We start from the raw sequence: 24,538 nt of genomic DNA, 5'->3' as shown, positions 1-24,538 counted from the left end.
CGGAACAAACGCTGGAATGGCAAGATTCAGCCGTGGAAGGCGCAATGCGTTTCCTGCGCCGGGTCTGGACGTTGGTCAATGAATTTAACGCGTTTGGTCCGATTGACAACCAACTTGCTGCGCTGGATAAATCCGCATTAAACGCCGACCAGAAAACGCTGCGCCGTGAACTGCACAAAACTATTGCCAAAGTAACCGACGACCTCGGTCGTCGTTACACCTTCAACACCGCAGTTGCCGCCATCATGGAGTTGATGAATAAACTGCAAAAAGCCGCGACTGAGACCGAGCAGGACAAAGCCGTACTGGCTGAAGCCATCATCGCCGTGCTGCAACTGCTGAACCCAATCACCCCGCATTTATCGCAATATCTGTGGAAAACGCTGGGCCATAGCACTGAGCTGGAACATAGCGGCTGGCCGGTGCTGGACGAATCTGCATTGGTAGAAGATGCCAAGCTGGTAGTAGTACAGATCAACGGTAAAGTGCGCAGCAAAGTCACAGTCGCGCTTGATGCAACGCAGGACGACGTGCTGGCGCTCGCGATGGCCGAAGACATAGTGCAAAAGTACTTAGAAGGCGTCGAACTGAAAAAGGTCGTCTACGTGCCGGGTAAACTGCTGAGCCTGGTGGTCGGCTGATGCGCGGCTGGCGTCTGTCTGCGCTGATGCTGCTGAGCCTGTTGCTCAGCAGCTGCGGCTTTCAGTTGCGGGGTTCATTACCGCTGGAAAAATATCCGGCGGTGTACCTGCAAGGCGACAAGCATTCAGAACTGCTGCAGCAATTAGGCACGCAGCTAGAACGCAATCAAGTCAAACTGCTGGACAGTTCAGACGCTACCGCAGCTATTTTTGTGCTGGATTCAGACAGTCTGCAGCGTCGTACCCTGTCGTTGTTTCCAAACGGTCAGGTCGCGGAGTATGAACTGATTTATAAAGTGAATTACCAACTGATATTGCCGGGGCAAGAGCCGCGGCCGTATCAGATTGAGTTGTACCGTGATTATCAGGACGACCCGTCCCGCGCGCTGGCGAAATCAAAAGAACTGGATCTGATGTTGACCGAGCTGCGCTCGCAGGCGGTCGCCCGCATTATCCGTCAGTTCGGCCGGCTGTAAGCCATGCAAAAACTCTATGCCAATCAACTGGCGGCCAGCATAAAAAAACAGCTGGCCACTGTTTATCTGGTATTTGGGGAAGAACCGCTGCAAAAACTGGAAAGCCTCGACGAGATCCGCCGCGCGGCCAAAGCGCAGGGGTTCACTGAGCGGCAAAGTTATCTGCTCGAAGCCCAACTCGACTGGGACAGCCTGTTTGGCGAATTTAATAGTCTGTCTTTGTTCTCTGATCGCAAGCTGGTTGAACTGGATCTTGGCAGCAGTAAAATTACCCCGGCACAACAAGACCAGCTGAAAAAAATCCCGGCCATGCTGCATCCGGACATTTGTCTGGTGCTGCATGGCGCCCGCAACAGCGGTGAATTCAGTAAAACCAGCTGGTTTAAGACCTTGTCAGAACAAGGCGTGCAGGTGCAGTTTTATCCGCTGGATGACCAGCAGTTTATGCGCTGGCTGAAAGAGCGGGCGCAGCAACTAGGTCTGAAACTGCAAACTGACGCGCTGCAATTACTGCAACACCATGCCGCCGGCAACTTACTGGCAGCGCGGCAAGAGCTGGAAAAACTGGCGCTTACAGCACAAGGCCAATGGCTCGATGGCGCGTTTTTACAACAATATCTGGCAGACCAATCGCATTTCACCGTCTTTCAGCTGGTCGACGCGTTGCTGGCTGGTCAAGGCGAAGAAGCACTACACCGGTTAGATCGGCTGCTACAGCAAGATACAGAGCCGGTGATTATCGCCTGGCAACTGCAAAAAGAAGCCACTACCTTACTGGCGCTGCAACAGGCCGGCCAGGTTGGTGATGAACAGTATAAAAAATATGGCATCTGGCCGAAGCGCCAGCCGCTTTATCAGCAGGCGCTGCTGAGGCTGTCACCGAACTGGTTGCATTTTTTACTGCAGGAACTGCAGACCTTTGACCGCGGTTTTAAATCCGGTCAGTTGACCCACACCGAAACTGCACTGGCGCATCTGGTGACGCTGTTTATCAAACCAGTGCCCAAAGTCTTTGCACTACAGCAACTGATAGCCGGGGACTAAGACGATGGCAACGCCTGCCCCATCGCCCAAACTCCGTGGCTTTTACGGCGGTACTTTTGACCCTATTCATCAGGGCCACCTGCAGTCGGCGTTATTTGTGCAGCAGTATTGTCAGCTCGATAGCCTGGATCTGCTGCCTTGTCATTTACCGTCGCATCGCGACTCGCCAAGCAGTAGTCTGCACCGCGCCGAAATGGTGCGCCTGGCCATCGCACCTTATCCGCAGCTGCAGCTGAATTTACTAGAGTTATCACGGCATACACCGTCTTACACCGTCGATACGCTGGAACAACTTCAGCGACAATATCCCGGCGATATCTTGTGCTTTGTCATCGGCATGGATTCACTGGCCTATCTGACGCGCTGGCACCGCTGGCGCGAGATTCTGGCGCTTTGCCATTTATTGGTGTTAGCCAGACCCGGTTACAGCAGCGCAGATGGTGATGCACCAGTGTTGTTGCAACAGTTTGGTGCGGCCAGTTTTGCCCAGTTAAAACACATCGGTTGCGGCCATATTTTACTGCTGCCCAATCCGCCGGTTGATGCCTCCGCGACGGCGATTCGCAGCGGTCAGGCCCCAGCGGCGCTGCAAATTTCAGCAGTGCAGGCATACATCCGCCAACATGGTCTGTATCCAAAGTAAAAATTGCGCAAAAGCCGGCACAAAGCCGGCTTCGCCGCTTTGGTTTGACCGGCAGAAACTGTTAACATGCAGTGTTAGCAACTGAAGGACTCCGCTCTGTGCACAGCCACCAATTAGTCGCCTTTGTGGTCGACAAACTCGACGACATGAAAGGCCGCGATATCATCCAACTCGACGTCAAAGGCAAATCGTCAGAAACCGAATATATGGTGATCTGTTCCGGCACTTCAAACCGCCACACCCGCTCTGTCGCCGGCTATCTGGTCAATGAAGCACGCAAAGCTGGCTTGCATATCATCGGCACCGAAGGCGACCGCGGTGGTGAATGGGTACTGATTGATTTGGGTGACGTGGTGGTGCATGTGATGCAAGAAGAATCCCGTCAGTTTTATCAATTGGAAAAACTCTGGGCGGCCTGATCAATGAAGCTGATGCTGATTGCCGTTGGTACCAAAATGCCGGCCTGGGTAACCACCGGCTTTGAAGAATATGCCCGGCGTTTCCCACGTGATATGCCGCTTGAGCTGATCGAAATAGCTGCCGGCAAACGCGGCAAAAATGCCGACATCAAACGAATTCTGGATCTCGAAGGCGAAAAAATGCTGGCAGCCGTGCCCAAAGGCGCCCGCATCATTACGCTGGAAGTCGAAGGCGGATATTGGTCCAGCCCACAACTGTCGCAAAAACTGGTGCAATGGCAGCTCGATGGCCGTGATGTTTGTTTGCTGGTCGGTGGGCCTGAAGGCCTGGCGCCAGCCTGTATCGCAGCCAGTGAAGGCAAGTGGTCATTATCTGCTTTGACTTTGCCACATCCGCTGGTTCGGGTGGTATTGGCAGAGAGCCTGTACCGCGCCTGGAGTATCAGTACTAACCATCCTTATCATCGCGAGTAACGGATGCGTAAATCCCGTATTGCCATCGCCGATCTGGCGTTTGAAACCCTGCTGTTTAATCGCCGGGCCTTGTTTGCTTTTGGTTTTATCCTGCTGTGCTTTGGCATCCTGATCGCGAATCTGTATAACCTGCAGGTGGTGCGTTACGAAGAGTATTCCACCCGCGCCGACGGCAACCGCATCAAACTGGTGCCGCTATCACCCAACCGTGGCATGATTTTCGACCGGCGTGGCACTTTACTGGCAGAAAACGCACCGGTGCACTCGGTGGAACTGGTGCCGGAACAAGTACCGGATCTGGCAGCCGCCGTGGAACAAATTGCCGCCATTATCGACATCACGCCGGAGCAAAAAGCTGACTTTTTTAAAGAAGTTAAAGCACAGCGCCGCTTTAAAAGTATCGCGCTGAAAGAACTGCTGAGTGAGCAGGAAGTTGCGCGTCTTGCCGTGCACCTGCACAAACTCAAAGGCGTGACCCTTGAAGCACGCTTAACCCGCCATTATCCGTACGGTGACTTGCTGACGCATGCGCTGGGTTATATCGGTAAAATTAACGATAAAGAATTTAAGAAAATCGAAGAAGACGGCCTGAGCCCAAACTATGCCGCCACCCGCGATATGGGCAAAATCGGTATTGAACGTTACTACGAACCCCAGCTACACGGCACCGTCGGTTTTCAGGAAGTGGAAGTGAACAACCGCGGCCGGGTGATCCGCACATTGCGCGAACAACCCGCCGTTTCGGGCGATGACCTGTATCTGACACTGGATTTAGGTCTGCAATTAAAAGCGCAGGAAGCGCTGGGTGAAAACCGCGGCGCTATTGTCGCACTTGACCCGCGCACTGGCGGCATTCTGGCGTTTTATTCCAACCCATCTTATAACCCGAATTTATTTGTTCATGGCATTAGCGGCAAGGATTACCGCATGCTCCTGAATTCTCCTGACCGCCCGCTGGTCAACCGGATGACCCAAGGCGTTTACCCACCGGCATCGACAGTCAAACCGCTGATGGCAGTAGCAGGTCTGGAAGCTGGCATCGTCACCGAGCATACCCGCGTCCCCGATCCGGGATTTTATCGTTTACCTAAAGTCAGCCGCCCATGGCGCGACCATGTCAAATATGGCCATGGTTATGTCGACGTGTACACCGGCATTATCAAAAGCTGTGATACCTATTTCTACGACCTCGCCTACAAAATGGGCGTCGACCGTATTTCTGACTTTATGCAAAAAGCCGGTTATGGCCATTTGTCTGGCATTGATATCGGCGAAGAAACCGCCGGTCTGATGCCTAGCCGCGAGTGGAAAAAAGTCCGGCGCAAACAAAACTGGGGCCCGGGTGATACCATCAATATCGGTATTGGTCAGGGTTACTGGCAATCCACCCCGCTACAAATTGCACTGACCACAGCGACACTGATTAACGATGGCGCCCGTATCACACCGCGCTTGGGTGAGAGCTTTCGTAACAGCACCAGCCAGACGTCGTTGTTAATGCCATTGCAACAGGTGATTGAAGTGGTCAACCCGCAGAACTGGGCGATCGCCCGCGACGCTATGTACCGCACGGCACATCAGGAAGGCGGTACCGCACGCGGCGCTTTTATCGGCGTCCCTTACACCGTGGGTGGTAAAACCGGCACGGCGCAGGTAATTAATATCGCCGCCGGCGTGAAATATAAAGCCACCAACATCAATGAACGTCATCGTGATAATGCATTGTTTGTCGGTTATGCGCCGCACGACAAACCGGAAATTGTCATTTCAGTCATTGTTGAAAACGTCGCCAGTGGCGGCGGTGGCACCAATGCTGCGCCTGTAGCACGACAGCTGATGGACTACTATTTCTCCGAGCAATACAACACACCGCAGTTACCAGACCGCGCGACCGTGCAAAAAATGCAGACCGAGCGTGCGCTGGCGATGGTTGCACGTGAACAGCGTTATGCCGAACAGGCCGCACAGGAGAAAGCGGAAAAAGAGCGGGCAGCGATCAAAGCAACTACGGCGCCATCGAGCCCAACAACACCGACAATTCCGGCAGCAGCGGCGGAAACCAACACCGACAACGTACCGGCGCGTGGTCAGCCACAAAATGCCGCACCGGTGATCGTCACACCGGAGCCGGAAAATTTACCGGCACCGCAGCTGGACGATGAAACCCAACAAAATGGTCAGCAGAACCGACAGCAGAATGGCGGCAATAACGCCGCTACTCCAACCGGAGGCGGTCTATGAATAGTTTCGCGGAAACCAGCAGCAACCGCCTGCAGCGCTGGCACATTGATTTACCCTTGCTGATTGGTTTGCTGTGCGCAACGATCCTGGGTCTGATCACACTGTACAGCGCTGACGGCCAGGACCTGATCAAACTGGAACAGCAAGCGGCACGACTTGGTTTCGCCCTGATTGTGATGTTTGCACTGGCCCAGATTAACCCCAAAACCTATCAGCACTGGTCAGTACCGCTGTATTCTGCCGGTGTTGTGATGCTGGTGCTGGTCGAGTTGTTTGGCTATACCGCCAAAGGTTCCACCCGCTGGCTCGACCTTGGTTTTACTAAATTCCAACCCTCCGAAGTGATGAAACTGGCAGTACCAATGGCCGTCGCCTGGTACATGGGGAATCAACCGATCCCACCACGGATCCGCGATATTTTGGTTGGATTTGCCATCTGTCTGGTGCCGACGTTGCTGATTGCAAAACAACCGGATCTCGGTACTTCGATCCTGGTCTGTGTCGCCGGGGTCTTCGTGATTTTTTTAAGCGGCATGAGCTGGAAGATCATCGGTGTGATTGCGGCGCTAATCGCCGGCTTTATTCCGATTCTGTGGAATTTTTTGATGCATGATTACCAGCGCCAGCGCGTGTTAACACTACTCGACGAAGAACGCGATCCTCTCGGTAAAGGTTTTCAGATCATCCAATCAAAAATCGCTATCGGTTCCGGCGGAATTGAAGGAAAAGGCTGGTTGCACGGTACTCAATCACAGCTGGAATTTTTGCCGGAACGCCATACCGACTTTATTTTTGCGGTTTATTCCGAAGAGTTTGGTCTGATGGGGGTACTGGCCCTGCTGGCGATTTACCTGTTTATTCTCGGACGCGGCCTGGTGATCGCCAGCCAGGCGCAGGACAACTACAGTAAGTTTCTCGCCGGCAGTATCACCCTGACGTTTTTTGTCTATGTGTTTGTCAATATCGGTATGGTATCTGGTATCCTGCCGGTGGTTGGTGTGCCTTTACCGCTCATTAGTTACGGCGGCACATCGATGGTTACTTTATTGGCCGGCTTTGGCATTCTGATGTCGATCAGTACCCACAAACGGATGTTAGCAAAACAATCATGAAATACAGCCCTGTTATTTTCTCCCTGCCCTGTGCCGGCAAAAAATTCTCCGTCATTGCGTTTGCGGTATTAATCAGTGCCTGTTCCAGCGCACCAGAGCAATCAGACTCAGGCCTGCGTGACAATATGGATCCGAACGCTGGCCGTTATTCGCAGGACAAAGACAGTATTCCACTGCGTTTACCAACTGAAGATGAACTGCGTGACCCGGAGCCTACGGTCGAAGGCTTAAGCCGCGGCGGCAATAAACCATACAATATTTATGGCGTGAATTACTCACCACGCACCGATATTCTGCAGTACGAAGAAGAAGGTGTCGCAAGCTGGTATGGCAGTAAGTTCCATGGCCATTTGACGTCAAACGGCGAAGTTTATAATGTATTTTCGATGACCGCGGCGCATAAAACCCTGCCACTGCCATCTTATGTGCGGGTGACCAACCTCGACAATTACCGGACGGCTATTGTGCGGGTCAATGATCGCGGGCCATTTCATGACAACCGTATTATCGATTTGTCTTATTCTGCAGCGTACAAACTGGGCATATTTCCGGGTGGTACCGGTCGGGTCAAGCTGGAATTAATCTCGTCACCGGCGATGGCATCGCAGGAAAGTTTCGCCACCCCAATTGCCAAATTGCCGGATATTCCATACCAGCCGGTGACCCCCAGCGAACGCCCGAGCCGTAGCAGCAATGAATTTGTCGAGCGGCCTTACAACCCGGCCGGGACAGCCACTGTCACAGCACCACGCGCCCCTAGCCAAGTCACACCAACCCGAAACATACCGGCTCAGGCGCGCAATTCAGCAGCGAGCCGCCCGCAGCTTGCTACGGCCTCAAGTGCCGAAGGCTGCTATATCCAGCTGCTCGCCAGCAGCGACAAAGCCAAAGTGCAGCGGCTCGGGAACGAATTGCAGCAGCAGTTGTCCGTACCTACAGCGATTGAAACAGTGAATGGCTTGTTCCGGCTGCTGGCCGGTCCGTTACAAAACAATGCACAGCATGTACTGGACACTGTGCGTTCCGGTGAATATCCAAATGCATATTTCACCAATAAAAGCTTATGTGGCTGAAAAGTCGAATAAAATTAACCTGTTAGCACAATAAGAAAGAGTCTCATGAATCAGTATCGTCGTCTTTTACTTGCCAGCAGCCTGAGCTGCTTTAGTTTTTTTGCGTACAGCCAGGCCGTGCAGATCACACCTACCGCGCCGGAAGTTAATGCAAAAGGTTATATCCTGATTGATTTTCATACCGGTAAGGTATTGGCAGAAGGCAATGCTGATGCATCCTTAGCGCCAGCAAGTCTGACTAAAATGATGACAAGCTATGTCATCGGCACTGAAATTAAAAATGGCAACGTCAAGCCGACTGATCAGGTCACGATCAGCGAAAATGCCTGGGCGAAAAAATATACCGACTCATCAAAGATGTTTATCGAAGTCGGTAAAACCATTTCAGTGGAAGAGTTAAACCGCGGCATTATTATCCAGTCCGGTAACGATGCCTGTGTGGCGATGGCTGAACATATCGCCGGTACTGAAGGCGCATTCGCTGAGCTGATGAACGCACACGCTAAACGTCTTGGCATGGAAAATTCACATTTCACCAACTCACACGGTTACCCGGACCCGGAGCTGAAAACAACACCACGTGATATGGCAAAATTATCCGTGGCCTTAATCCGCGACGTGCCGGAAGAATACAAAATCTATGCGGAAAAAGAATATGTGTTTAACGGCATCAAGCAATATAACCGCAATGGTCTGCTGTGGGACAAGAGTCTGAACGTTGACGGCATTAAAACCGGTCACACTTCTGAAGCTGGCTATAGTCTGGTTACCTCTGCCACCAAAGACGGCATGCGACTGATTTCTGTCGTAATGGGTACCGACAGTGCCAAAACCCGCGAAGCCGAAAACAAAAAACTGCTGACCTATGGCTTCCGTTTCTTCGAAACTTTCTCGCCATATAAAGCAGGTGAAGAATTTGCTTCGCAACGGGTCTGGCAAGGCAGCAAAGAAATGATCAGCCTGGGTGTCTTGTCTGAAACGCCGATCACCTTACAACGTGGCCAGCGTAAAAACATCAAAGCCGATTTTAAATTGAGCCAACAGTTGGTCGCGCCTATCGCCAAAGGCCAGGTGGTCGGCACTGTTTACCTGAAACTCAACGAAGCAGATATTGCTGAATATCCGCTGGTGGCGCTGGAAGATATTGAACAGGCAGGTATTTTCGGCCGCCTCGTCGATTATGTGAAGATGCAGCTGCAATAAACGCTGTCTCGACAACAGCGTTATGCAGAAAGTCCCGGCACGGCCCGGGACTTTTTGTTAGAATAAGGCCCGGTTTTTTTGCTGTGCAACACAGCTTCGCGGAGGTATGCAATGGTCACAGTGGTGAAAGATACCAAATTTGACGAATATCTGGAGTTTCCTTGTGCCTTTACGTTTAAGGTTCTGGGTGTGGCGCACGAAGACTTAGTGACGCAGGTCATTGCTGCCCTGCAGCAACATGCCGGTGCCAATGACTATGCCCCAACGATCAAACCATCCAGTAAAGGCAATTACCATTCAGTATCGGTCTCAGTGACTGTGCGGGACAAAGACCATATCGAGCTGCTATATACCGAACTTGGCCGGCTCGAACTGGTCCGCTATGTCATGTAACCGTGGGGTAATGCTCGCGCCCGGCGACACACTCCGTATAATGTCGCCGTCTCTGTTTTGACGATTTCAGCTGAGGAATGCATATTGCCCGGTTCTGCTGCGCTGATCATCCGTGATTTGGGTCAGGTCGATTACACCTCGACCTGGCAACGGATGCAGCAATTTACTGATCAGCGTGATGACAGCACTATCGATGAGATCTGGTTGCTGGAACATCCGCCCGTATTCACTCAAGGCCAGGCTGGCAAAGCTGAGCATCTGCTGTTTCCCGGTGACATTCCGGTGGTCCAGGTGGATCGCGGTGGTCAGGTGACTTATCACGGCCCGGGACAGCTGGTCGCCTATGTGCTGTTAAATATCAAACGTCGCAATCTGGGTGTCCGCCATCTGGTGAACCTGATTGAACAAAGCATTATTGATACGCTGGCGGCCAATCAGGTCAACGCCTATGCCAAGAGTGACGCGCCCGGTGTCTATGTTGATGAAAAAAAAGTGGCCTCATTAGGCCTGCGCGTACGTAAAGGCTGTACCTTTCATGGTTTGGCGCTGAACGTCGATATGGATCTGTCGCCATTCTCCCGGATTAATCCTTGTGGTTATGCCGGCATGCAAATGGTACAAAGCAAAGATTTGGGCGGACCTGTCAGCATGCTGCAGGCAAAACAACAACTGACCGCACAGCTGGTAAAGCTGCTGGATGTCAGTGAATTTCAGGAAATAACAGGGTTTTAGTACAGATGACCAAAACTGCCCGTATGGAACCAGGCGTCAAGCTGCGTGATGCTGACAAAATGGCGTTAATTCCGGTAAAAGTATTGCCAACGGAACCAGCAGAAATGCTGCGGAAGCCGTCCTGGCTGAAAATCAAATTACCGAAAAGTTCTGAACGCATCGACGAAATCAAAGGCGCACTGCGTAAGCACGGCCTGCACTCTGTCTGTGAAGAAGCGTCCTGCCCGAATTTAACTGAATGCTTTAACCATGGCACCGCGACTTTTATGATCCTCGGCGCCATTTGTACCCGTCGTTGCCCGTTTTGTGACGTTGCACATGGCCGTCCGCTGCCACCGAGCGCCGAAGAGCCGGAAAAGCTGGCGCTGACCATCAAAGATATGAAGCTGAAATATGTCGTGATCACCTCGGTTGACCGCGATGACCTGCGTGATGGTGGCGCTCAGCATTTTGCCGATTGTATCAGCGCCATCCGCCGTGAAACGCCGGCAATAAAAATTGAAGTGCTGGTACCGGATTTCCGCGGCCGCATGGATACTGCACTGGACATCCTGACCCAAACACCGCCAGACGTGTTTAACCACAATCTGGAAACTGCTCCGCGACTTTACAAACTGGCGCGGCCGGGTGCTGACTACAAATGGTCGCTGGAGCTGTTACGTCGCTATAAAGAAGCGCATCCGGAAGTGTCGACCAAATCAGGTCTGATGGTTGGCCTCGGTGAAACCACCGAAGAAATCATCGAAGTGATGAAAGACTTACGAGCCCATAATGTTGATATGCTGACGGTAGGTCAATATCTGCAACCGAGCAAACATCACCTGCCGGTCAAACGTTACATGCCACCGGAAGAATTTGATGAAATCAAACGGATCGGTTTTGAACTTGGTTTTAAACATGTTGCCGCCGGCCCCTTTGTCCGGTCCAGCTACCATGCTGACCGTCAGGCCGCCGGCGAAGACATCAGTTAATACTGATTAGTATTTCTGCGTTGATCCGAAACAGGCTGTGTCGCAACAGCCTGTTTTTTTTCAGCAAAAGAGCTTATGCTCTTAAAGTTTCTCAAGGAGCTGTCATGGACAACCGTAAGTTCAGCCGTATTTTATTTAGCAATCAGGCGACCCTGCGTTTTCAGGGGCAGAATTTCTTCACGCAAGTGACAGATCTGTCGTTAAAAGGCGCGTTGATCCAACGCCCTGCTGAATTTCAGGGGCTGGTTGGTGAGCATGCCCAACTACAATTTCAGTTAGATCAGTCCGAATTAGTGTTAGAAATGGATGTCAGCATCGCACATTTGCACCCCACCACCATCGGGCTGCGCTGCGAGCGTATTGATATTGAAAGTGCCAGCCACCTGCGGCGGTTACTTGAACTGAATCTTGGCGACGCTGAATTGTTAAGTCGTGAACTCAACGAGCTGTCGAACTAAGCCCTGCCGCGGTCAGCCCCTCTAGTGCGGCCGGATAGCCAAATGCGGCAGCCTGCTGCATCAGTTGTCGCCAACTCACCATGTCCTGCCGCTGGCGTGCAAGTGCAGCAAAATAATACTGTACAGGCATCACCTGTTGCGGTTGTTGCAATTGTTGCTGCATCAATCTGATGTAAAGATCCGGTACCGGCAATTCAAAGTGTTGCATGTGACTATCCGCCTCAATCACGCGGAATGCCCGCCGATTTACAGCGTCACAGGTAGCGACCGGCGTTAAACGTAACTGCTCGCCGGTGAGTTGCCAATAGTCGGCATATCGCGCCATATCAGCGGCGTTAAACAGAATATTCGGCGTCAAATCTGTCCGCAGGCATTCCGCTGCAGCCACAGATGCCGGTAACGCATATTCATCCAAAAAGCCCAAGGCATGACTGAATTCGTGGCGAAATAGAGCTGGCGTGAAATTCTCCGGCAATTGCAGCCAACCATTGTTAAAACTAGCATTGCCGCGTCCGCCAACGACCATCAGCAGCTGCGCGCTGCCTCTGCTGACAATCCCCTGCAACACCTGAGCATCGCACTGAATTCGACTGCCTGCATGCTCAGAACATTGCAACGCCCGGCTATCGACAAAAGCTGGCGGCAGAAAACATAGGGATAACTTGGCAAATGCAGAGGTAGGCCAGTCTTGCCGAAACCGCTGCCAATGACTGATGGCCGAGGCTGAGGTCAGTACCGGCTGGATGTGCAGCTGGCAATGCGAAGCAACTGGCTCCGGCGAAAGCTGTGGCGCTGCCAGGCCCGGTTGCTGCCAAAGTCCCAATACCGCAGCAGAATCTGGATCTGGCGGCTGCTGACGCCATTGCTGTAGTTGCTGATACTGCTGCAGCGGACCTTGCTCAGGTTGCGTCAGCCGCAGCCATTGTATTGCAGCATCTGGGTGGCCCTGCTGAATTGCCACCGCAAGGTGTTCTCCAGCCTTAATCGGCAGCTGCGCCTCTATCGCCTGCTGCGCTTTGGCGAACTCCAGGGCTCCAGGCACAACTGTCTCGTTGGGCTGACAGGCAGTTAACAGCAATAAAAAAAAGCCAGCAAGCCGGCCTTTTTGTTGTGACAGCGCCTGACTAGTGCGCATGACCACTGTCCTGCGGGTCTGCAGGCTCATGTTGATGATCATCTGCCTGTTCGACCACGGCCTGACGCAACCGCGTCATCTCCAGCCGGGCATAACGATGTTCAACAAACTCGTAGACATTGGTTGCCAATGACTTTTTGTAATAAGCCACTGCCTGCGTCGGGTTTTGCTTCAGGCCATGCCAACGCGCCAGATAAAAGTACACTTCACACAGTTGTTCAGCCAATTGCCGCGGTTCTGTGACATCGGTACTGGCTGCTTTTAACAGATCAGCCTCGCTGATTTGACCGAGGTAAAACGCCACAATCTGCGACGACCAGGCTTTTTTATCCAAAGCGCTCTGATGTTTAGTCAGAGTTTCCAGCGCCTGCGGGGCTGACTGTTCGACCTGTGCCAGATACAACCACAGACTGCGATATGGATCGTCCGGTTTCATTGCCTGAAACTGTTGGAAATCATTGATTGCCAGTGCCAGCTTGCCATCATATTGCAACGCAATGCCGCGATTCAGGTAGGCATACTGATACTTAGGTTCCAGCTCTAAAACCGAATCAAACGCATCGTAGGCCTGCTCAAAATCACCGCTGACTGTATGCTGGATCCCAATAAAATTATAGGCATCCGCCATATCTGGCTGTAAACGCAGCGCACGCATAAAATCATAACGCGCTAACGCCGACAAGCCGACGCTGTCGTACATTACTCCGCGATCATAATGCAGGCGGGCACGTTCAGGCTCAGACAGTTTGGCATTTTGTAACATTTCGCTGATGCGGGCGACCGCGATTTCAGTGCGAAATGGTGCAGCAAGAGGTTCTGGTTCAAGCGGATCTTCAACGAGGATACCAACTGGCGCTTTTGGCACCAGTTGGCAGGCAGGCAATGCCACTACTGCAGCAAGCAGTAGTGGCGCCAGCAGCAGCTTAGTTAACTGCTTCGGCATGGGCTTCGCCCGCTTTGCTGTTGGCTTCTTTGATAGACAGACGGACACGGCCTTGTTTGTCTACTTCCAGAACCTTCACTTTGACTTTCTGACCCAGTTGCAGGTGTTCTGCCACATTGTTCACGCGCTCATCAGAGATTTGTGAAATGTGAACCAGACCATCTTTACCCGGTAATACGTTGACGAAGGCACCGAAATCAACAATGCGCACCACTTCACCATCATAAATCGCACCGACTTCAATCTCAGCAGTAATCGCTTCGATTTTTGCGATAGCGATACCAGCAGCCGCGCTGTTGGTTGCAGCAATTTTCACGGTACCATCATCTTCGATTTCGATAGTCGTGCCTGATTCTTCAGTGATCTGACGGATCACCGCGCCACCTTTACCGATCACATCACGGATTTTCTCCGGGTTGATGTGTAAGGTATAGATGCGTGGTGCGTGCTCAGACAGCTCTGAGCGATGCGTGCTGATCGCTGAATCCATGACGCCCAGAATATGGATACGGGCGGCTTTGGCTTGTTTCAGTGCGATCTGCATGATTTCTTTGGTGATACCTTCGATCTTGATATCCATCTGCAGTGCAGTGATACCAGCGGTAGTACCAGCCACTTTGAAGTCCATGTCGCCCAGGTGGTCTTCGTCACCGAGGATGTCTGACAGCACTACAAAGTTGTCGCCTTCTTTAACCAGACCCATCGCGATACCCGCGACAGACGCTTTGATTGGTACACCAGCATCCATCAGAGCCAGAGAAGAACCACAAACTGATGCCATTGAGCTTGAACCGTTTGATTCAGTGATTTCAGACACCATCCGTACTGTGTACGGGAATTTTTCGAAGTCTGGCATCACTGCAGCAACACCACGTTTCGCCAGACGGCCATGACCGATTTCACGGCGTTTTGGTGAACCGACCATGCCGGTTTCGCCAACTGAGAACGGAGGGAAGTTGTAGTGGAACAGGAAGTTGTCGGTTTTGTCTGACAGCAGATCGTCTACTGTCTGCGCATCACGGGCAGTACCTAAAGTACAGGTCACCAGTGCCTGCGTCTCACCACGGGTAAACAGTGCAGAACCGTGTGTGCGTGGCAGTAAGCCAGTCATCACAGATAAACCACGGATCATTTCGTTGTCACGACCATCGATGCGTGGCTCGCCGGCGATGATACGGCTACGAACAATTTTTGATTCCAGATTGTGGAAGATGTCGCCAGCTTCAGTTTCATTGAAACTTTCGCCTTCAGCCAGTTCAGCTTTGATTTTGGCGAACACTTCAGCTTTGATCGCGCCGATACGCTCGTAACGTTTTGCTTTTTCAGTAATACGGTACGCTTCGCCCACAGCGGCAGTCGACAGCGTTTCAATTTTGCTGATCAGTGCGTCATTTGTTGGTTTTGCAACCCAGTTCCAAGCCGGTTTTGCTGCTTCTGCGGCAAACTCAGCGATGGCTTTGATGGCGATTTGCATTTGGTCATGACCATAAACCACTGCGCCTAACATCACGTCTTCTGACAGCACTTCGGCTTCAGATTCAACCATCAGTACTGCATTGGCAGTACCGGCAACAACCAGATCCAGTTTACTTGATTTCAGATCGGTTTCTGATGGGTTCAGTACGTACTGGTCATTGATGTAACCAACGCGGGCAGCGCCCAGCGGGCCGCTGAACGGAATACCAGAAATGGCCAGTGCAGCAGAAGTACCAAGCAGAGAGATGATGTCCGGCTGGATGTCCGGCTCAACAGAAACAACAGTCGCGATAACCTGAACTTCGTTCGTGAAGCCTTCAGGGAATAATGGACGGATTGGGCGGTCAATCAGGCGTGAAGTTAAGGTTTCGCCTTCGCTTGGACGGCCTTCACGTTTGAAGAAGCCACCTGGAATACGACCGGCAGCATACATCTTTTCCTGATAGTTTACGGTCAGCGGGAAGAAGTCCTGACCTGGTTTTGGTTCTCTTTTACCTACAACTGTCACCAGCACTGCGGTGTCGCCCATGCTGGCTAATACGGCACCGTCAGCCTGACGGGCAATAACGCCTGTTTCTAAGGTGACAGTATGCTGACCAAACTGGAATGATTTTACGATAGGATTCACTTGATATTTTTCCTTTGTCTTGTACGCGTGGATGAGGGCGCCTGATGGGCCTTTTACGCGGTGTATTTTTGGCTCGATAATGCGCGGCACAGTATAGCTGTTTAAGCATGAAAAAAGATAGGTCGGCGCCAGAAGGCGGCCGGAAAAAACCGAGGGGTTATAGTCTTGATGTGGAGAAGCTAATTTAGGCAACAGCTCAGTCGATTTTCAGTGGCGCTAAAATACAAAAAGGGGCTAGAAGCCCCTTTTTATTGGTTTGGTCGGTTAACGACGCAGACCTAAACGCTCGATCAGTGCAGCGTAACGTGCAGAGTCTGAACGCTTCAGGTAGTCCAGCAGCTTACGACGCTGAGAAACCATCCGCAGCAGACCACGACGTGAGTGGAAGTCGTGTTTGTGTTCAGCGAAGTGTGGTTGCAGCTTGGCGATAGAACCAGTCAGCAGAGCAACCTGAACTTCAGTAGAACCTGAATCAGCTGCGTTTGCACCGAAATCAGCCAGAATTTTTGCTTTTTCAGCAGTAGTTAGTGACATAGTATCCTCCAGGATATTAATACGATTGCAGCCAGGCACTAATCCAGCCTACAACCAAAAATGAGCGCGCATTCTAACACAGCGCGCTCTATGTACAAGGATTATCTCAGCTATTTGCCGTGTTCAACAGGCGACGGACTTTAAGCTCAGCGCCGTCTTGCATACCGACGCCAATAAACGCCTGACTTTCGTCATAAAGGGCGATTGCATCACTCGGTCCCACCGGCAGTAACTCAAGCAATGCCGGGGTCAACAACACTGTCTGGCCATGCCGCAAACGTTTGACCGCAGCCAAATCCAGCGTTAAGCGGGGCAAACCGGCCAGGGCATAGTCCATCGGCAACAACAAAGCATCGAGACCCGCCCAATCCTGCACCTGATTAAGCGGCGCCAAAAATTCGTCCGTCAACATCTGACTGGCCTGAAACGGGCCGACATGAGTACGGCGCAGTGCGGTGACATAAGCGCCGCTCCCCAGAGTCTCACCCAAATCATCGATCAGCGTACGAATATAAGTGCCTTTGCTGCAGTGCACGATAAAACGCGCATCCTGACCGTCAAAGTCGAGCAAATCAAACCGGAAGATGTTGATAGGCCGAGCTTCGCGCGGCACCGTGATGCCCTGCCGCGCATATTTGTATAGCGGCTGGCCCTGATACTTCAGCGCCGAAAACATCGTTGGCACCTGCAGCTGTGGACCGCGCATGTTTGCAACCGCAGCCTGCAGCTGATCCAGTTCAAAGTTAACCGGCTTTTGGCTAATTACTTCACCGGCAGCATCTGACGTGTCGGTACGCACACCAAAACGCGCACTGACTTCATAGGTCTTGTCAGTATCCAGCAGAAACTGGCTGAATTTAGTCGCTTCACCAAAACAGATCGGCAACAAGCCAGACGCCAGTGGATCTAAGGCGCCGGTATGACCGGCTTTCTCCGCCTGAAATAACCAGCGCACCCGCTGTAAGATACCGTTACTGGACACTTCCAGCGGTTTGTCTAACAGCAGAATGCCATCAACGATACGACGCGCCATGGTTATTCTTCTTCGTCTGACTTGGTCTCAGCACCTGGTCTTGGGTCCAGCTCCTGGCCTGCTGCAACGCGTTTCTGCTCGTCACTTTTCCGCACATTTTCAACCAGATTCGCCATCCGGATGCCTTCATCCAATGACTTGTCAAAGTAGAAACGCACCGTTGGGACGATACGCGCCTGGATCCGCTTCGCGATCAGACTGCGGATAAAACCACTGGCATCATTCAGAATGTCGAGGTTTTGTTTTACCTTATCGGCTTCCAGACCAAGGAAAGTCACATAGACTTTGGCGTGCGATAAGTCTTTTGACACGTCCACATCAGACACAGTGATCATGGTATGTAAGCGTGGATCTTTGATTTCCCGTTGCAGAATCAGCGCCATTTCTTGCTGCATCTGCTGGGCGAGCCGGTCAACCCGGCTAAATTCTTTTGCCATAATTCTCACCTGAAATCAGAAACAAACAGGGGCCGCTGGCCCCTGCTTCATTCAATAATTTCTGTTAACTCAATCAATTACAGTGTACGTTCAACCTGAACCACTTCGAAAACTTCGATTTGGTCGCCTTCACGCACATCATTGTAGTTCTTCACGCCGATACCACACTCGAAGCCGTTGCGGACTTCCGAGACGTCATCTTTGAAGCGACGCAGTGATTCCAGTTCGCCTTCGAAGATCACCACGTTGTCACGCAGTACACGAATTGGTGCGTTGCGCTTGACGATACCTTCGGTGACCATACAACCAGCAACGGCACCGAATTTAGGTGAGCGGAACACGTCGCGAACCTGCGCCAGACCGATGATCTGCTGCTTGAACTCAGGTGCCAGCATACCGGTCATTGCCGCTCTGACTTCGTCTAACAGTTCATAAATGATGCTGTAGTAGCGTAAATCCAGCGCTTCGTCTTCGATGATCTTGCGGGCATTGGCCTCGGCACGAACGTTGAAGCCGATCACGATGGCTGAAGACGCTGCAGCCAGTGTGGCGTCAGTTTCGGTGATACCACCAACACCACTACCGATGATGCGGATCTTCACTTCATCTGTAGACAGACGTGACAGCGATTCGCTGATCGCTTCGACAGAACCCTGTACGTCAGCTTTCAGTACGATGTTCAGCTCGGCCACATCGCCTTCGGTCATGTTGGCAAACATGTTTTCCAGCTTGGCTTTTTGCTGACGTGCCAGTTTGACGTCGCGGAATTTACCCTGACGGTACAGGGCTACTTCACGGGCTTTACGCTCGTCACGGACCACTGTCACTTCATCACCCGCAGACGGAACGCCAGACAGACCCAGAATTTCGACCGGGATTGACGGACCAGCTTCTTTCACGTCCTGACCATTTTCGTCGCGCATCGCACGGACACGGCCATATTCCAGACCACAGAGCACGATATCGCCCTGGCTCAGCGTGCCTTCCTGTACCAGGATAGACGCAACTGGACCGCGGCCTTTATCCAGACGCGATTCGATGACAACACCACGCGCCATGCCTTCACGAACTGCTGTCAGTTCCAACAATTCAGACTGCACCAGCAATGATTCCAACAGGTCATCAATACCTAAGCCCGTTTTTGCAGAAACCTGCACGAACTGGGTATCGCCGCCCCATTCTTCCGAAATCACGCCATATTGCGACAATTCGTTACGCACACGGTCCGGATCTGCATCTGGTTTATCAATTTTGTTCACTGCAACCACGATTGGCACACCGGCTGCTTTCGCATGCTGAATTGCTTCTTTGGTTTGTGGCATCACGCCGTCATCGGCAGCAACCACCAGCACCACGATATCTGTCGCTTTAGCACCACGGGCACGCATCGAAGTAAATGCCGCGTGACCTGGCGTATCAAGGAAGGTGATCATGCCACGGTCGGTTTCGACGTGGTAAGCACCGATATGCTGGGTGATACCACCGGCTTCGCCTGCAGCCACTTTCGCTTTACGAATGTAGTCAAGCAATGACGTTTTACCGTGGTCAACGTGACCCATTACAGTCACGACCGGCGCACGATGTTCCTGCGCACCTTCGCCCTCGCGATCAGCCATCACTGTTTCTTCCAGCTCGTTTTCACGAGTCAGCGTAAACTTATGGCCCATCTCTTCACAGACGATAGCGGCAGTTTCCTGGTCGATCACCTGGTTAATAGTCGCCATAGCGCCCATTTTCATCATCACTTTGATGACTTCAGATGCTTTCACAGCCATCTTGGCAGCCAGTTCGGCTACAGTGATCGTTTCACCAATCTTCACTTCACGCTCCACCGGCTGAGCTGGCTTATTAAAACCATGCTGCATGCTGGTTGGGGTTTTCTTTTTCTTGTGGCGATTGGCGCGGTTAAAGGCGTCTTTATCGTCCGCATCGTCTTTTTTCTTGGCTTTGCCCACTGGCGCTTTTTTGCCATGACGACGACCACCACGCTCATCGCGTGAATCCTCTTCGTCTTCAGCCTGTTTGGCGAAAACGTTGCTGGTCAGGTGGTAGTCACCGACTTCAACCGCTGGCGCAGCTTCTTGCGACCAACGTTCTGCGTTTTCTTCTGCCAGACGACGGGCCTCTTCAGCCTGACGCTGTGCATCCAGTTCCAGCTTGCGCAGACGCTCTGCGTCTTGCTGCGCGATAATCCGCTCAGCTTCGCGTTTGGCTTCTTCTTTTGCCGTGCGACGTGCCGCTTCTTCCGGGTCATCTTTTGCCAGCTGAGCGCGTTCTGCTTCACGGCGTTTAGCATCTGCTGCTTTACGTTCCGCTTCGGCTTTACGTTCCGCTTCGTCGCGGGCGCGTTTTTCAGCGGCCTGACGTTCTGCTTCCAGACGCGCTTCTTCTTTCGCTTTTTCTTCGGCCAGACGCGCTTCTTCTTCGGCTTTTAATGCAGCTTCATCAAGGATCGGGCGTTTGACATAGGTTTTTTGCTTGCGCACTTCAACCTGAATTTCGCGGTTGCGACCTGCGCCGCCGCTTACGCTCAACGTTGACTTTTCTTTGCGCTTCAGCGTCAGCCGTGACGGCTCGCTGCTGGCACCACCATGTTGTTTACTCAGGTGCTCAAGCAAAGATTTTTTCTCATCTTCGCTGACCATCTGACCAGACTGCTTTGCAATGCCTGCATCAGCAAATTGTTGAACCAACCGATCAACAGTCGTTCCCACATCACTGGCCAGTTTTTCTATCGTGACATCTGCCATGTAATAGTTTCCTCCGTTGACCTATCAGTTCTGCTCGCTAAACCAAACGATATTGCGCGCAGCCATAATTAATGCAGCAGCTTTTTCTTCTGCCATTTTTTCAATTTCAATCAAATCATCGACACCTAATTCGGCCAGATCATCGAGCGAAACCACACCTTTACTGGCCAGAACATAAGCGGTGTGGGTCTCCATTCCTTCCAGATTCTGCAGCGCTTCACTTGGCTGTGAACCTTCCAGTGATTCTTCACTGGCCAGCGCGCGGGTCGTCAATACAGCTTTGGCGCGCTTACGTAACTCTTCGACGGTGTCTTCGTCCAGACCATCGATACTCAGCAACTCAGACACTGGCACATATGCAACTTCTTCCAGCGTAGAGAAACCTTCGTCGACCAGAATTGACGCGAAATCTTCGTCGATTTCCAGCGCATCCATAAAGACGCTGAGAACTTTAGATGTCTCTTCCTGGTGTTTCTTCTTCATGTCAGACACTGACATCACGTTCAGTTCCCACTGTGTCAGCTGACTGGCCAGACGCACGTTTTGACCGGCACGGCCAATCGCCATCGGCAGATTTGAATCTTCAACAGCGATATCCATGGCATGGGCATCTTCATCAACAATGATTGATGCCACTTCAGCAGGCGCCATGGCATTGATGACATATTGTGCGGAGTTATCATCGTACAACACGATGTCCACGCGCTCGCCACCTAATTCACCAGACACAGCCTGAACACGTGAACCACGCATACCAACGCAAGCGCCAACCGGGTCGATCCGGCGGTCGTTGGTTTTCACTGCGATTTTGGCGCGTGAACCCGGGTCACGGGCTGCGCCGCGAATTTCAATCATTTCTTCGCCGATTTCCGGCACTTCAATGCGGAACAGCTCGATGAGCATTTCCGGACGGGTCCGGCTTAAGAACAGCTGGGCACCGCGGGCTTCCGGATTCACTGCATACAGCAAAGCACGGATGCGGTCACCAGGACGGAAAGTTTCGCGTGGGATCATCTCTTCACGGGCTAACATCGCTTCTGCGTTGTTGCCAAGGTCGACAATCACACTTTCACGGTTTACTTTTTTGACCACGCCGGTAACGAGCTCACCGACCTGATCAATATAAGCTTCAACAACCTGAGAACGTTCTGCTTCACGAACTTTTTGCACGATAACCTGTTTGGCCATCTGCGTAGTGATACGGTCGAATTGAATCGAGTCAATTTGCTCTTCGACATAATCGCCGACATTTAACTCTGGTTCGTCATACTGCGCCGCAGACAAAGTCATTTCGCGGAACGGGTGTTCCTGCACCTGGTCGTCCGGGATCACCAACCAGCGACGGAATGTTTCATAAGAGCCAGTCTTGCGGTCAATCGAAACACGAACTTCAATATCGCCTTCATTTTTCTTTTTGGTAGCTGCAGCCAGCGCAAATTCAAGCGCCTGGAAGATCTTTTCCCGCGGAACCGATTTCTCGTTTGAAACCGCATCAACAACTAATAGTATTTCTTTTGCCATGATTTATGCCTCACTAGAGCCGCGGTTCTACTCAGAACACCGGAACTACGTTTGCTTTCTCTACATTATCCATAAGCAAACGATATGGTTTGCCATCCACTTCGATGACTAGCATGTCATCTTCAATCGCATTTAGGATCCCTTTGAAACGACGACGGCCATCTTGTGGGATGGCCAGTTTGACTTCAATTTTTTGTCCGACAACTTTGGCAAAATGTGCCAGCGTAAACAAAGGACGATCCAAACCCGGAGATGAAACCTCCAGATTGTATTCGTTAGGAATTGGGTCTTCGACATCAAGGATGGCGCTGACTTCACGGCTGATCAACGCACAGTGGTCAACATTAACCCCGTCCGGATGATCAATAAATAAGCGCAAGGTGGAATGCCGCCCTGCCGCCATGAACTCGATGCCCAGCAGTTCAAAGCCATTGGCTGCAACTGTGGGTGCCAACAGCTCAGTTAAACGCTGTTCTTGTTTAGTCAAAGAGACCTCCGGAAATAAAAAAAGGGCATATAGCCCAGAATAGTAGTACAACGTTACCCCAGATATAAAAACGCCCCGACAGATCGGGGCGACTTTACACCGGTAAAACAGGATATCGCCAATCCCGTTTTAAATCTGGTTGCGAACTGGAAGTTAACACTTGCGGTTCGCGACAATGATGTTTTCAAGCTGAAATTATCATTGTCGGTGAAAGTGGTTGCGGGAGCCGGATTTGAACCGACGACCTTCGGGTTATGAGCCCGACGAGCTACCAGGCTGCTCCATCCCGCGTCCGTAACTGGCGTGCATTATATAGTGGTGACCACTGTATCGCAACATATTGTTTTGGCAGTTGACCTCAGAGTCTTACTGCAACATTGCTGTACTCTATCCACAGCAATATCAAGAATTGGTGCCGAGAGCGGGACTCGAACCCGCATGCCTAGGGCACTACCACCTCAAGGTAGCGTGTATACCAATTTCACCATCTCGGCATTATTCAGAGGGACTTCCGGTAGATTAATTACCGACCGGAATATCTTTTGAAGCTTCTTTCTTCTCTTCTGGCTTGGCTGGTGCGGTTTCTGCAGCAGCTGGCGCAGCGATATTTTCAAACTCAGATTTTTTCTGGATGTGCGACGTGTTGTAGTTACCTAAAATCAGGCTTAACACAAAAAATAACACTGCCAGAATACTGGTTGAGCGAGTCAGGAAATTACCGCGACCTGCTGAACCAAAAATTGTTGCCGAAGCACCGGCGCCAAATGAAGCGCCCATGTCTGCGCCTTTACCATGCTGGATTAAAACCAGACCGATAATTGCCAGCGCGACGATTGCGTATAATACGATAATAATTTCGTACATCATTATTCCTTTGCCATCTGGCAAATTGCAGCAAACTCTGCTGGTTTTAAACTGGCGCCACCGACCAGAGCACCATCAATGTCTGGCTGGCTAAACAGTGTTTGCCAATTTTCAGCGTTAACACTGCCACCGTATAAAATTCTGACCTGCGCTGCGGCATGTTGGTCAATGCGCGCCAGGTGTTGCCTGATGAATGCATGCACTTGCTGTGCTTGCTCAGGCGTTGCTGTCAGGCCTGAGCCTATCGCCCAAATTGGTTCGTAAGCGATAACAGTCTGGGCCAACAAATCAGGGTGCGCAGCATACACTGCATCCAAATGCTGTGCAAGAACCCACATGGTTTTTTCTTGCTGCCTTTCGGATAAAGTCTCGCCAAAACAAATAATTGGCGTAACCCCTGCTGCAATCGCCTGCTGAGCTTTCAGCAAGACCGTCGCATCAGTTTCACCGAATAAACTTCGGCGCTCGCTGTGACCGAGAATGACATAATCGGCCCCAACGGCGCGAATCATATCAGCACTGATTTCACCTGTGAAGGCACCGGCCTTCTCACTGCTGGTATTTTGAGCGCCCAGGCAATAATTAGTTGATTTTGGAAAGTCAGACAGAAAGATTACAGGAGGACAGATCAGAATTTCATGCGGGCATTCGATACTTTGCAACATCGTAGCAGTGGCCTGCACCAACTCACGGTTCCCATTCATTTTCCAGTTTGCAGCGATAAGCGGACGGCGAAATGTCATGCGGACTCCCCTGTTTAAGCCGGCGCGATCTTAACGAACCTCGCCGCTGCAGACAAGACAAAGCCGGAAAAAAACCTGTTTACAGGTATTTTTCCGGCTTTTGTTCT

General features: G+C 51.7%; 25 protein-coding genes and 2 tRNA genes. 14 read left to right on the top strand and 13 right to left on the bottom strand.

Annotated features, from left to right (window positions below):
- The 14 genes from ACQ66Q_RS20805 to ACQ66Q_RS20740 all read left to right on the top strand — a co-directional run.
- The coding region (locus ACQ66Q_RS20805) for a class I tRNA ligase family protein (protein ID WP_430458517.1) at nucleotides 1-641 on the top strand (641 nt) is incomplete at its 5' end.
- Complete coding sequence (gene lptE, locus ACQ66Q_RS20800; RefSeq protein ID WP_430458516.1) at nucleotides 641-1,117, top strand: LPS assembly lipoprotein LptE; 477 nt, start codon at nucleotides 641-643, stop codon at nucleotides 1,115-1,117. The genes ACQ66Q_RS20805 and lptE, both read left to right, overlap by 1 nt.
- Nucleotides 1,118-1,120: 3 nt before the next feature.
- Entirely contained in the window at nucleotides 1,121-2,161 is a 1,041-nt protein-coding gene (gene holA / locus ACQ66Q_RS20795; RefSeq protein ID WP_430458515.1) for a DNA polymerase III subunit delta, read from the top strand.
- Between the two features lie 4 nt (nucleotides 2,162-2,165).
- Entirely contained in the window at nucleotides 2,166-2,804 is a 639-nt protein-coding gene (gene nadD / locus ACQ66Q_RS20790) for a nicotinate-nucleotide adenylyltransferase (protein WP_430458514.1), read from the top strand.
- A gap of 98 nt (nucleotides 2,805-2,902) precedes the next feature.
- Nucleotides 2,903-3,223, top strand: a complete 321-nt coding sequence (gene rsfS / locus ACQ66Q_RS20785; RefSeq protein WP_208930651.1) for a ribosome silencing factor — start codon at nucleotides 2,903-2,905, stop codon at nucleotides 3,221-3,223.
- Nucleotides 3,224-3,226: 3 nt separating this feature from the next.
- Nucleotides 3,227-3,697: a 23S rRNA (pseudouridine(1915)-N(3))-methyltransferase RlmH gene (rlmH, locus tag ACQ66Q_RS20780; RefSeq protein WP_430458513.1), complete on the top strand. Its 471-nt coding sequence runs from the start codon at nucleotides 3,227-3,229 to the stop codon at nucleotides 3,695-3,697.
- A 3-nt stretch (nucleotides 3,698-3,700) separates the two neighbouring features.
- Nucleotides 3,701-5,938 carry a penicillin-binding protein 2 gene (gene mrdA / locus ACQ66Q_RS20775; RefSeq protein ID WP_430458512.1) on the top strand — a complete coding sequence of 746 codons (2,238 nt, stop codon included), beginning with the start codon at nucleotides 3,701-3,703 and terminating at the stop codon, nucleotides 5,936-5,938.
- On the top strand, nucleotides 5,935-7,050 hold the full coding sequence (gene rodA / locus ACQ66Q_RS20770; RefSeq protein WP_430458511.1) for a rod shape-determining protein RodA: 1,116 nt from the start codon (nucleotides 5,935-5,937) through the stop codon (nucleotides 7,048-7,050). The genes mrdA and rodA overlap by 4 nt, the downstream gene beginning before the upstream one ends.
- The gene (locus tag ACQ66Q_RS20765) at nucleotides 7,047-8,123 is read left to right on the top strand and encodes a septal ring lytic transglycosylase RlpA family protein (RefSeq protein WP_430458510.1); all 1,077 of its coding nucleotides are present in this window, start codon (nucleotides 7,047-7,049) and stop codon (nucleotides 8,121-8,123) included. The genes rodA and ACQ66Q_RS20765 overlap by 4 nt, the downstream gene beginning before the upstream one ends.
- A gap of 45 nt (nucleotides 8,124-8,168) precedes the next feature.
- The gene (locus ACQ66Q_RS20760; RefSeq protein WP_430458509.1) at nucleotides 8,169-9,326 is read left to right on the top strand and encodes a serine hydrolase; all 1,158 of its coding nucleotides are present in this window, start codon (nucleotides 8,169-8,171) and stop codon (nucleotides 9,324-9,326) included.
- A gap of 111 nt (nucleotides 9,327-9,437) precedes the next feature.
- Nucleotides 9,438-9,719, top strand: a complete 282-nt coding sequence (gene ybeD, locus ACQ66Q_RS20755; protein ID WP_377241215.1) for a DUF493 family protein YbeD — start codon at nucleotides 9,438-9,440, stop codon at nucleotides 9,717-9,719.
- Between the two features lie 84 nt (nucleotides 9,720-9,803).
- Entirely contained in the window at nucleotides 9,804-10,451 is a 648-nt protein-coding gene (gene lipB, locus ACQ66Q_RS20750; RefSeq protein ID WP_430458508.1) for a lipoyl(octanoyl) transferase LipB, read from the top strand.
- Between the two features lie 5 nt (nucleotides 10,452-10,456).
- Complete coding sequence (lipA, locus tag ACQ66Q_RS20745) at nucleotides 10,457-11,422, top strand: lipoyl synthase (RefSeq protein WP_430458507.1); 966 nt, start codon at nucleotides 10,457-10,459, stop codon at nucleotides 11,420-11,422.
- A gap of 104 nt (nucleotides 11,423-11,526) precedes the next feature.
- Complete coding sequence (locus tag ACQ66Q_RS20740; protein WP_377241211.1) at nucleotides 11,527-11,880, top strand: PilZ domain-containing protein; 354 nt, start codon at nucleotides 11,527-11,529, stop codon at nucleotides 11,878-11,880.
- On the opposite strand, the gene ACQ66Q_RS20735 is transcribed toward ACQ66Q_RS20740, so the two are convergent.
- The 13 genes from ACQ66Q_RS20735 to tpiA form a co-directional block, all read right to left on the bottom strand.
- Nucleotides 11,861-13,015 carry a hypothetical protein gene (locus ACQ66Q_RS20735; RefSeq protein ID WP_430458506.1) on the bottom strand — a complete coding sequence of 385 codons (1,155 nt, stop codon included), beginning with the start codon at nucleotides 13,013-13,015 and terminating at the stop codon, nucleotides 11,861-11,863. The genes ACQ66Q_RS20740 and ACQ66Q_RS20735 overlap by 20 nt on opposite strands.
- The gene (gene nlpI, locus ACQ66Q_RS20730) at nucleotides 13,005-13,958 is read right to left on the bottom strand and encodes a lipoprotein NlpI (RefSeq protein ID WP_430458505.1); all 954 of its coding nucleotides are present in this window, start codon (nucleotides 13,956-13,958) and stop codon (nucleotides 13,005-13,007) included. Before nlpI ends, ACQ66Q_RS20735 begins: the two co-directional genes overlap by 11 nt.
- Nucleotides 13,939-16,062 (bottom strand): polyribonucleotide nucleotidyltransferase, encoded by a 2,124-nt coding sequence (gene pnp, locus ACQ66Q_RS20725; protein WP_430458504.1) that lies wholly within the window; start codon nucleotides 16,060-16,062, stop codon nucleotides 13,939-13,941. Before pnp ends, nlpI begins: the two co-directional genes overlap by 20 nt.
- Before the next feature lie 264 nt (nucleotides 16,063-16,326).
- Nucleotides 16,327-16,596, bottom strand: a complete 270-nt coding sequence (gene rpsO, locus ACQ66Q_RS20720; RefSeq protein ID WP_208930639.1) for a 30S ribosomal protein S15 — start codon at nucleotides 16,594-16,596, stop codon at nucleotides 16,327-16,329.
- Between the two features lie 106 nt (nucleotides 16,597-16,702).
- Nucleotides 16,703-17,629, bottom strand: coding sequence for a tRNA pseudouridine(55) synthase TruB (gene truB, locus ACQ66Q_RS20715; protein WP_430458503.1), 927 nt, complete (start codon nucleotides 17,627-17,629; stop codon nucleotides 16,703-16,705).
- Between the two features lie 2 nt (nucleotides 17,630-17,631).
- Nucleotides 17,632-18,066, bottom strand: a complete 435-nt coding sequence (gene rbfA, locus ACQ66Q_RS20710) for a 30S ribosome-binding factor RbfA (RefSeq protein WP_430458502.1) — start codon at nucleotides 18,064-18,066, stop codon at nucleotides 17,632-17,634.
- A gap of 77 nt (nucleotides 18,067-18,143) precedes the next feature.
- Nucleotides 18,144-20,816 (bottom strand): translation initiation factor IF-2, encoded by a 2,673-nt coding sequence (gene infB, locus ACQ66Q_RS20705; protein WP_430458501.1) that lies wholly within the window; start codon nucleotides 20,814-20,816, stop codon nucleotides 18,144-18,146.
- 24 nt (nucleotides 20,817-20,840) lie between these two features.
- A complete protein-coding gene (gene nusA / locus ACQ66Q_RS20700; protein ID WP_430458500.1) occupies nucleotides 20,841-22,337 on the bottom strand; it encodes a transcription termination factor NusA in 1,497 nt (498 codons plus the stop codon).
- Between the two features lie 31 nt (nucleotides 22,338-22,368).
- The gene (gene rimP / locus ACQ66Q_RS20695; protein ID WP_208930634.1) at nucleotides 22,369-22,824 is read right to left on the bottom strand and encodes a ribosome maturation factor RimP; all 456 of its coding nucleotides are present in this window, start codon (nucleotides 22,822-22,824) and stop codon (nucleotides 22,369-22,371) included.
- Nucleotides 22,825-23,038: 214 nt separating this feature from the next.
- Nucleotides 23,039-23,115 (bottom strand) — tRNA-Met (locus ACQ66Q_RS20690).
- A gap of 119 nt (nucleotides 23,116-23,234) precedes the next feature.
- Nucleotides 23,235-23,318, bottom strand: a tRNA-Leu gene (locus ACQ66Q_RS20685).
- A 25-nt stretch (nucleotides 23,319-23,343) separates the two neighbouring features.
- Entirely contained in the window at nucleotides 23,344-23,691 is a 348-nt protein-coding gene (gene secG / locus ACQ66Q_RS20680; protein ID WP_430458499.1) for a preprotein translocase subunit SecG, read from the bottom strand.
- Nucleotides 23,691-24,431, bottom strand: coding sequence for a triose-phosphate isomerase (gene tpiA, locus ACQ66Q_RS20675; RefSeq protein ID WP_430458498.1), 741 nt, complete (start codon nucleotides 24,429-24,431; stop codon nucleotides 23,691-23,693). The genes secG and tpiA overlap by 1 nt, the downstream gene beginning before the upstream one ends.
- Nucleotides 24,432-24,538: the final 107 nt, after the last annotated feature.

The organism is Rheinheimera sp., assembly GCF_965283995.1.
Lineage (GTDB): Bacteria > Pseudomonadota > Gammaproteobacteria > Enterobacterales > Alteromonadaceae > Pararheinheimera.
This window is presented reverse-complemented; position numbering and strand designations above follow the sequence as displayed.

What these genes read in the sequence shown, in the direction of transcription:
- secG (WP_430458499.1), bottom strand. Translation starts at nt 23,691, where the DNA reads ATGATGTACGAAATTATTATCGTATTATACGCAATCGTCGCGCTGGCA.
- nlpI (WP_430458505.1), bottom strand. Translation starts at nt 13,958, where the DNA reads ATGCCGAAGCAGTTAACTAAGCTGCTGCTGGCGCCACTACTGCTTGCT.
- mrdA (WP_430458512.1), top strand. Translation starts at nt 3,701, where the DNA reads ATGCGTAAATCCCGTATTGCCATCGCCGATCTGGCGTTTGAAACCCTG.
- ACQ66Q_RS20740 (WP_377241211.1), top strand. Translation starts at nt 11,527, where the DNA reads ATGGACAACCGTAAGTTCAGCCGTATTTTATTTAGCAATCAGGCGACC.
- infB (WP_430458501.1), bottom strand. Translation starts at nt 20,816, where the DNA reads ATGGCAGATGTCACGATAGAAAAACTGGCCAGTGATGTGGGAACGACT.
- rpsO (WP_208930639.1), bottom strand. Translation starts at nt 16,596, where the DNA reads ATGTCACTAACTACTGCTGAAAAAGCAAAAATTCTGGCTGATTTCGGT.
- lptE (WP_430458516.1), top strand. Translation starts at nt 641, where the DNA reads ATGCGCGGCTGGCGTCTGTCTGCGCTGATGCTGCTGAGCCTGTTGCTC.
- ACQ66Q_RS20765 (WP_430458510.1), top strand. Translation starts at nt 7,047, where the DNA reads ATGAAATACAGCCCTGTTATTTTCTCCCTGCCCTGTGCCGGCAAAAAA.
- rbfA (WP_430458502.1), bottom strand. Translation starts at nt 18,066, where the DNA reads ATGGCAAAAGAATTTAGCCGGGTTGACCGGCTCGCCCAGCAGATGCAG.
- holA (WP_430458515.1), top strand. Translation starts at nt 1,121, where the DNA reads ATGCAAAAACTCTATGCCAATCAACTGGCGGCCAGCATAAAAAAACAG.
- tpiA (WP_430458498.1), bottom strand. Translation starts at nt 24,431, where the DNA reads ATGACATTTCGCCGTCCGCTTATCGCTGCAAACTGGAAAATGAATGGG.
- nadD (WP_430458514.1), top strand. Translation starts at nt 2,166, where the DNA reads ATGGCAACGCCTGCCCCATCGCCCAAACTCCGTGGCTTTTACGGCGGT.
- ACQ66Q_RS20760 (WP_430458509.1), top strand. Translation starts at nt 8,169, where the DNA reads ATGAATCAGTATCGTCGTCTTTTACTTGCCAGCAGCCTGAGCTGCTTT.
- nusA (WP_430458500.1), bottom strand. Translation starts at nt 22,337, where the DNA reads ATGGCAAAAGAAATACTATTAGTTGTTGATGCGGTTTCAAACGAGAAA.
- rlmH (WP_430458513.1), top strand. Translation starts at nt 3,227, where the DNA reads ATGAAGCTGATGCTGATTGCCGTTGGTACCAAAATGCCGGCCTGGGTA.
- truB (WP_430458503.1), bottom strand. Translation starts at nt 17,629, where the DNA reads ATGGCGCGTCGTATCGTTGATGGCATTCTGCTGTTAGACAAACCGCTG.
- lipA (WP_430458507.1), top strand. Translation starts at nt 10,457, where the DNA reads ATGACCAAAACTGCCCGTATGGAACCAGGCGTCAAGCTGCGTGATGCT.
- ybeD (WP_377241215.1), top strand. Translation starts at nt 9,438, where the DNA reads ATGGTCACAGTGGTGAAAGATACCAAATTTGACGAATATCTGGAGTTT.
- rodA (WP_430458511.1), top strand. Translation starts at nt 5,935, where the DNA reads ATGAATAGTTTCGCGGAAACCAGCAGCAACCGCCTGCAGCGCTGGCAC.
- ACQ66Q_RS20735 (WP_430458506.1), bottom strand. Translation starts at nt 13,015, where the DNA reads ATGCGCACTAGTCAGGCGCTGTCACAACAAAAAGGCCGGCTTGCTGGC.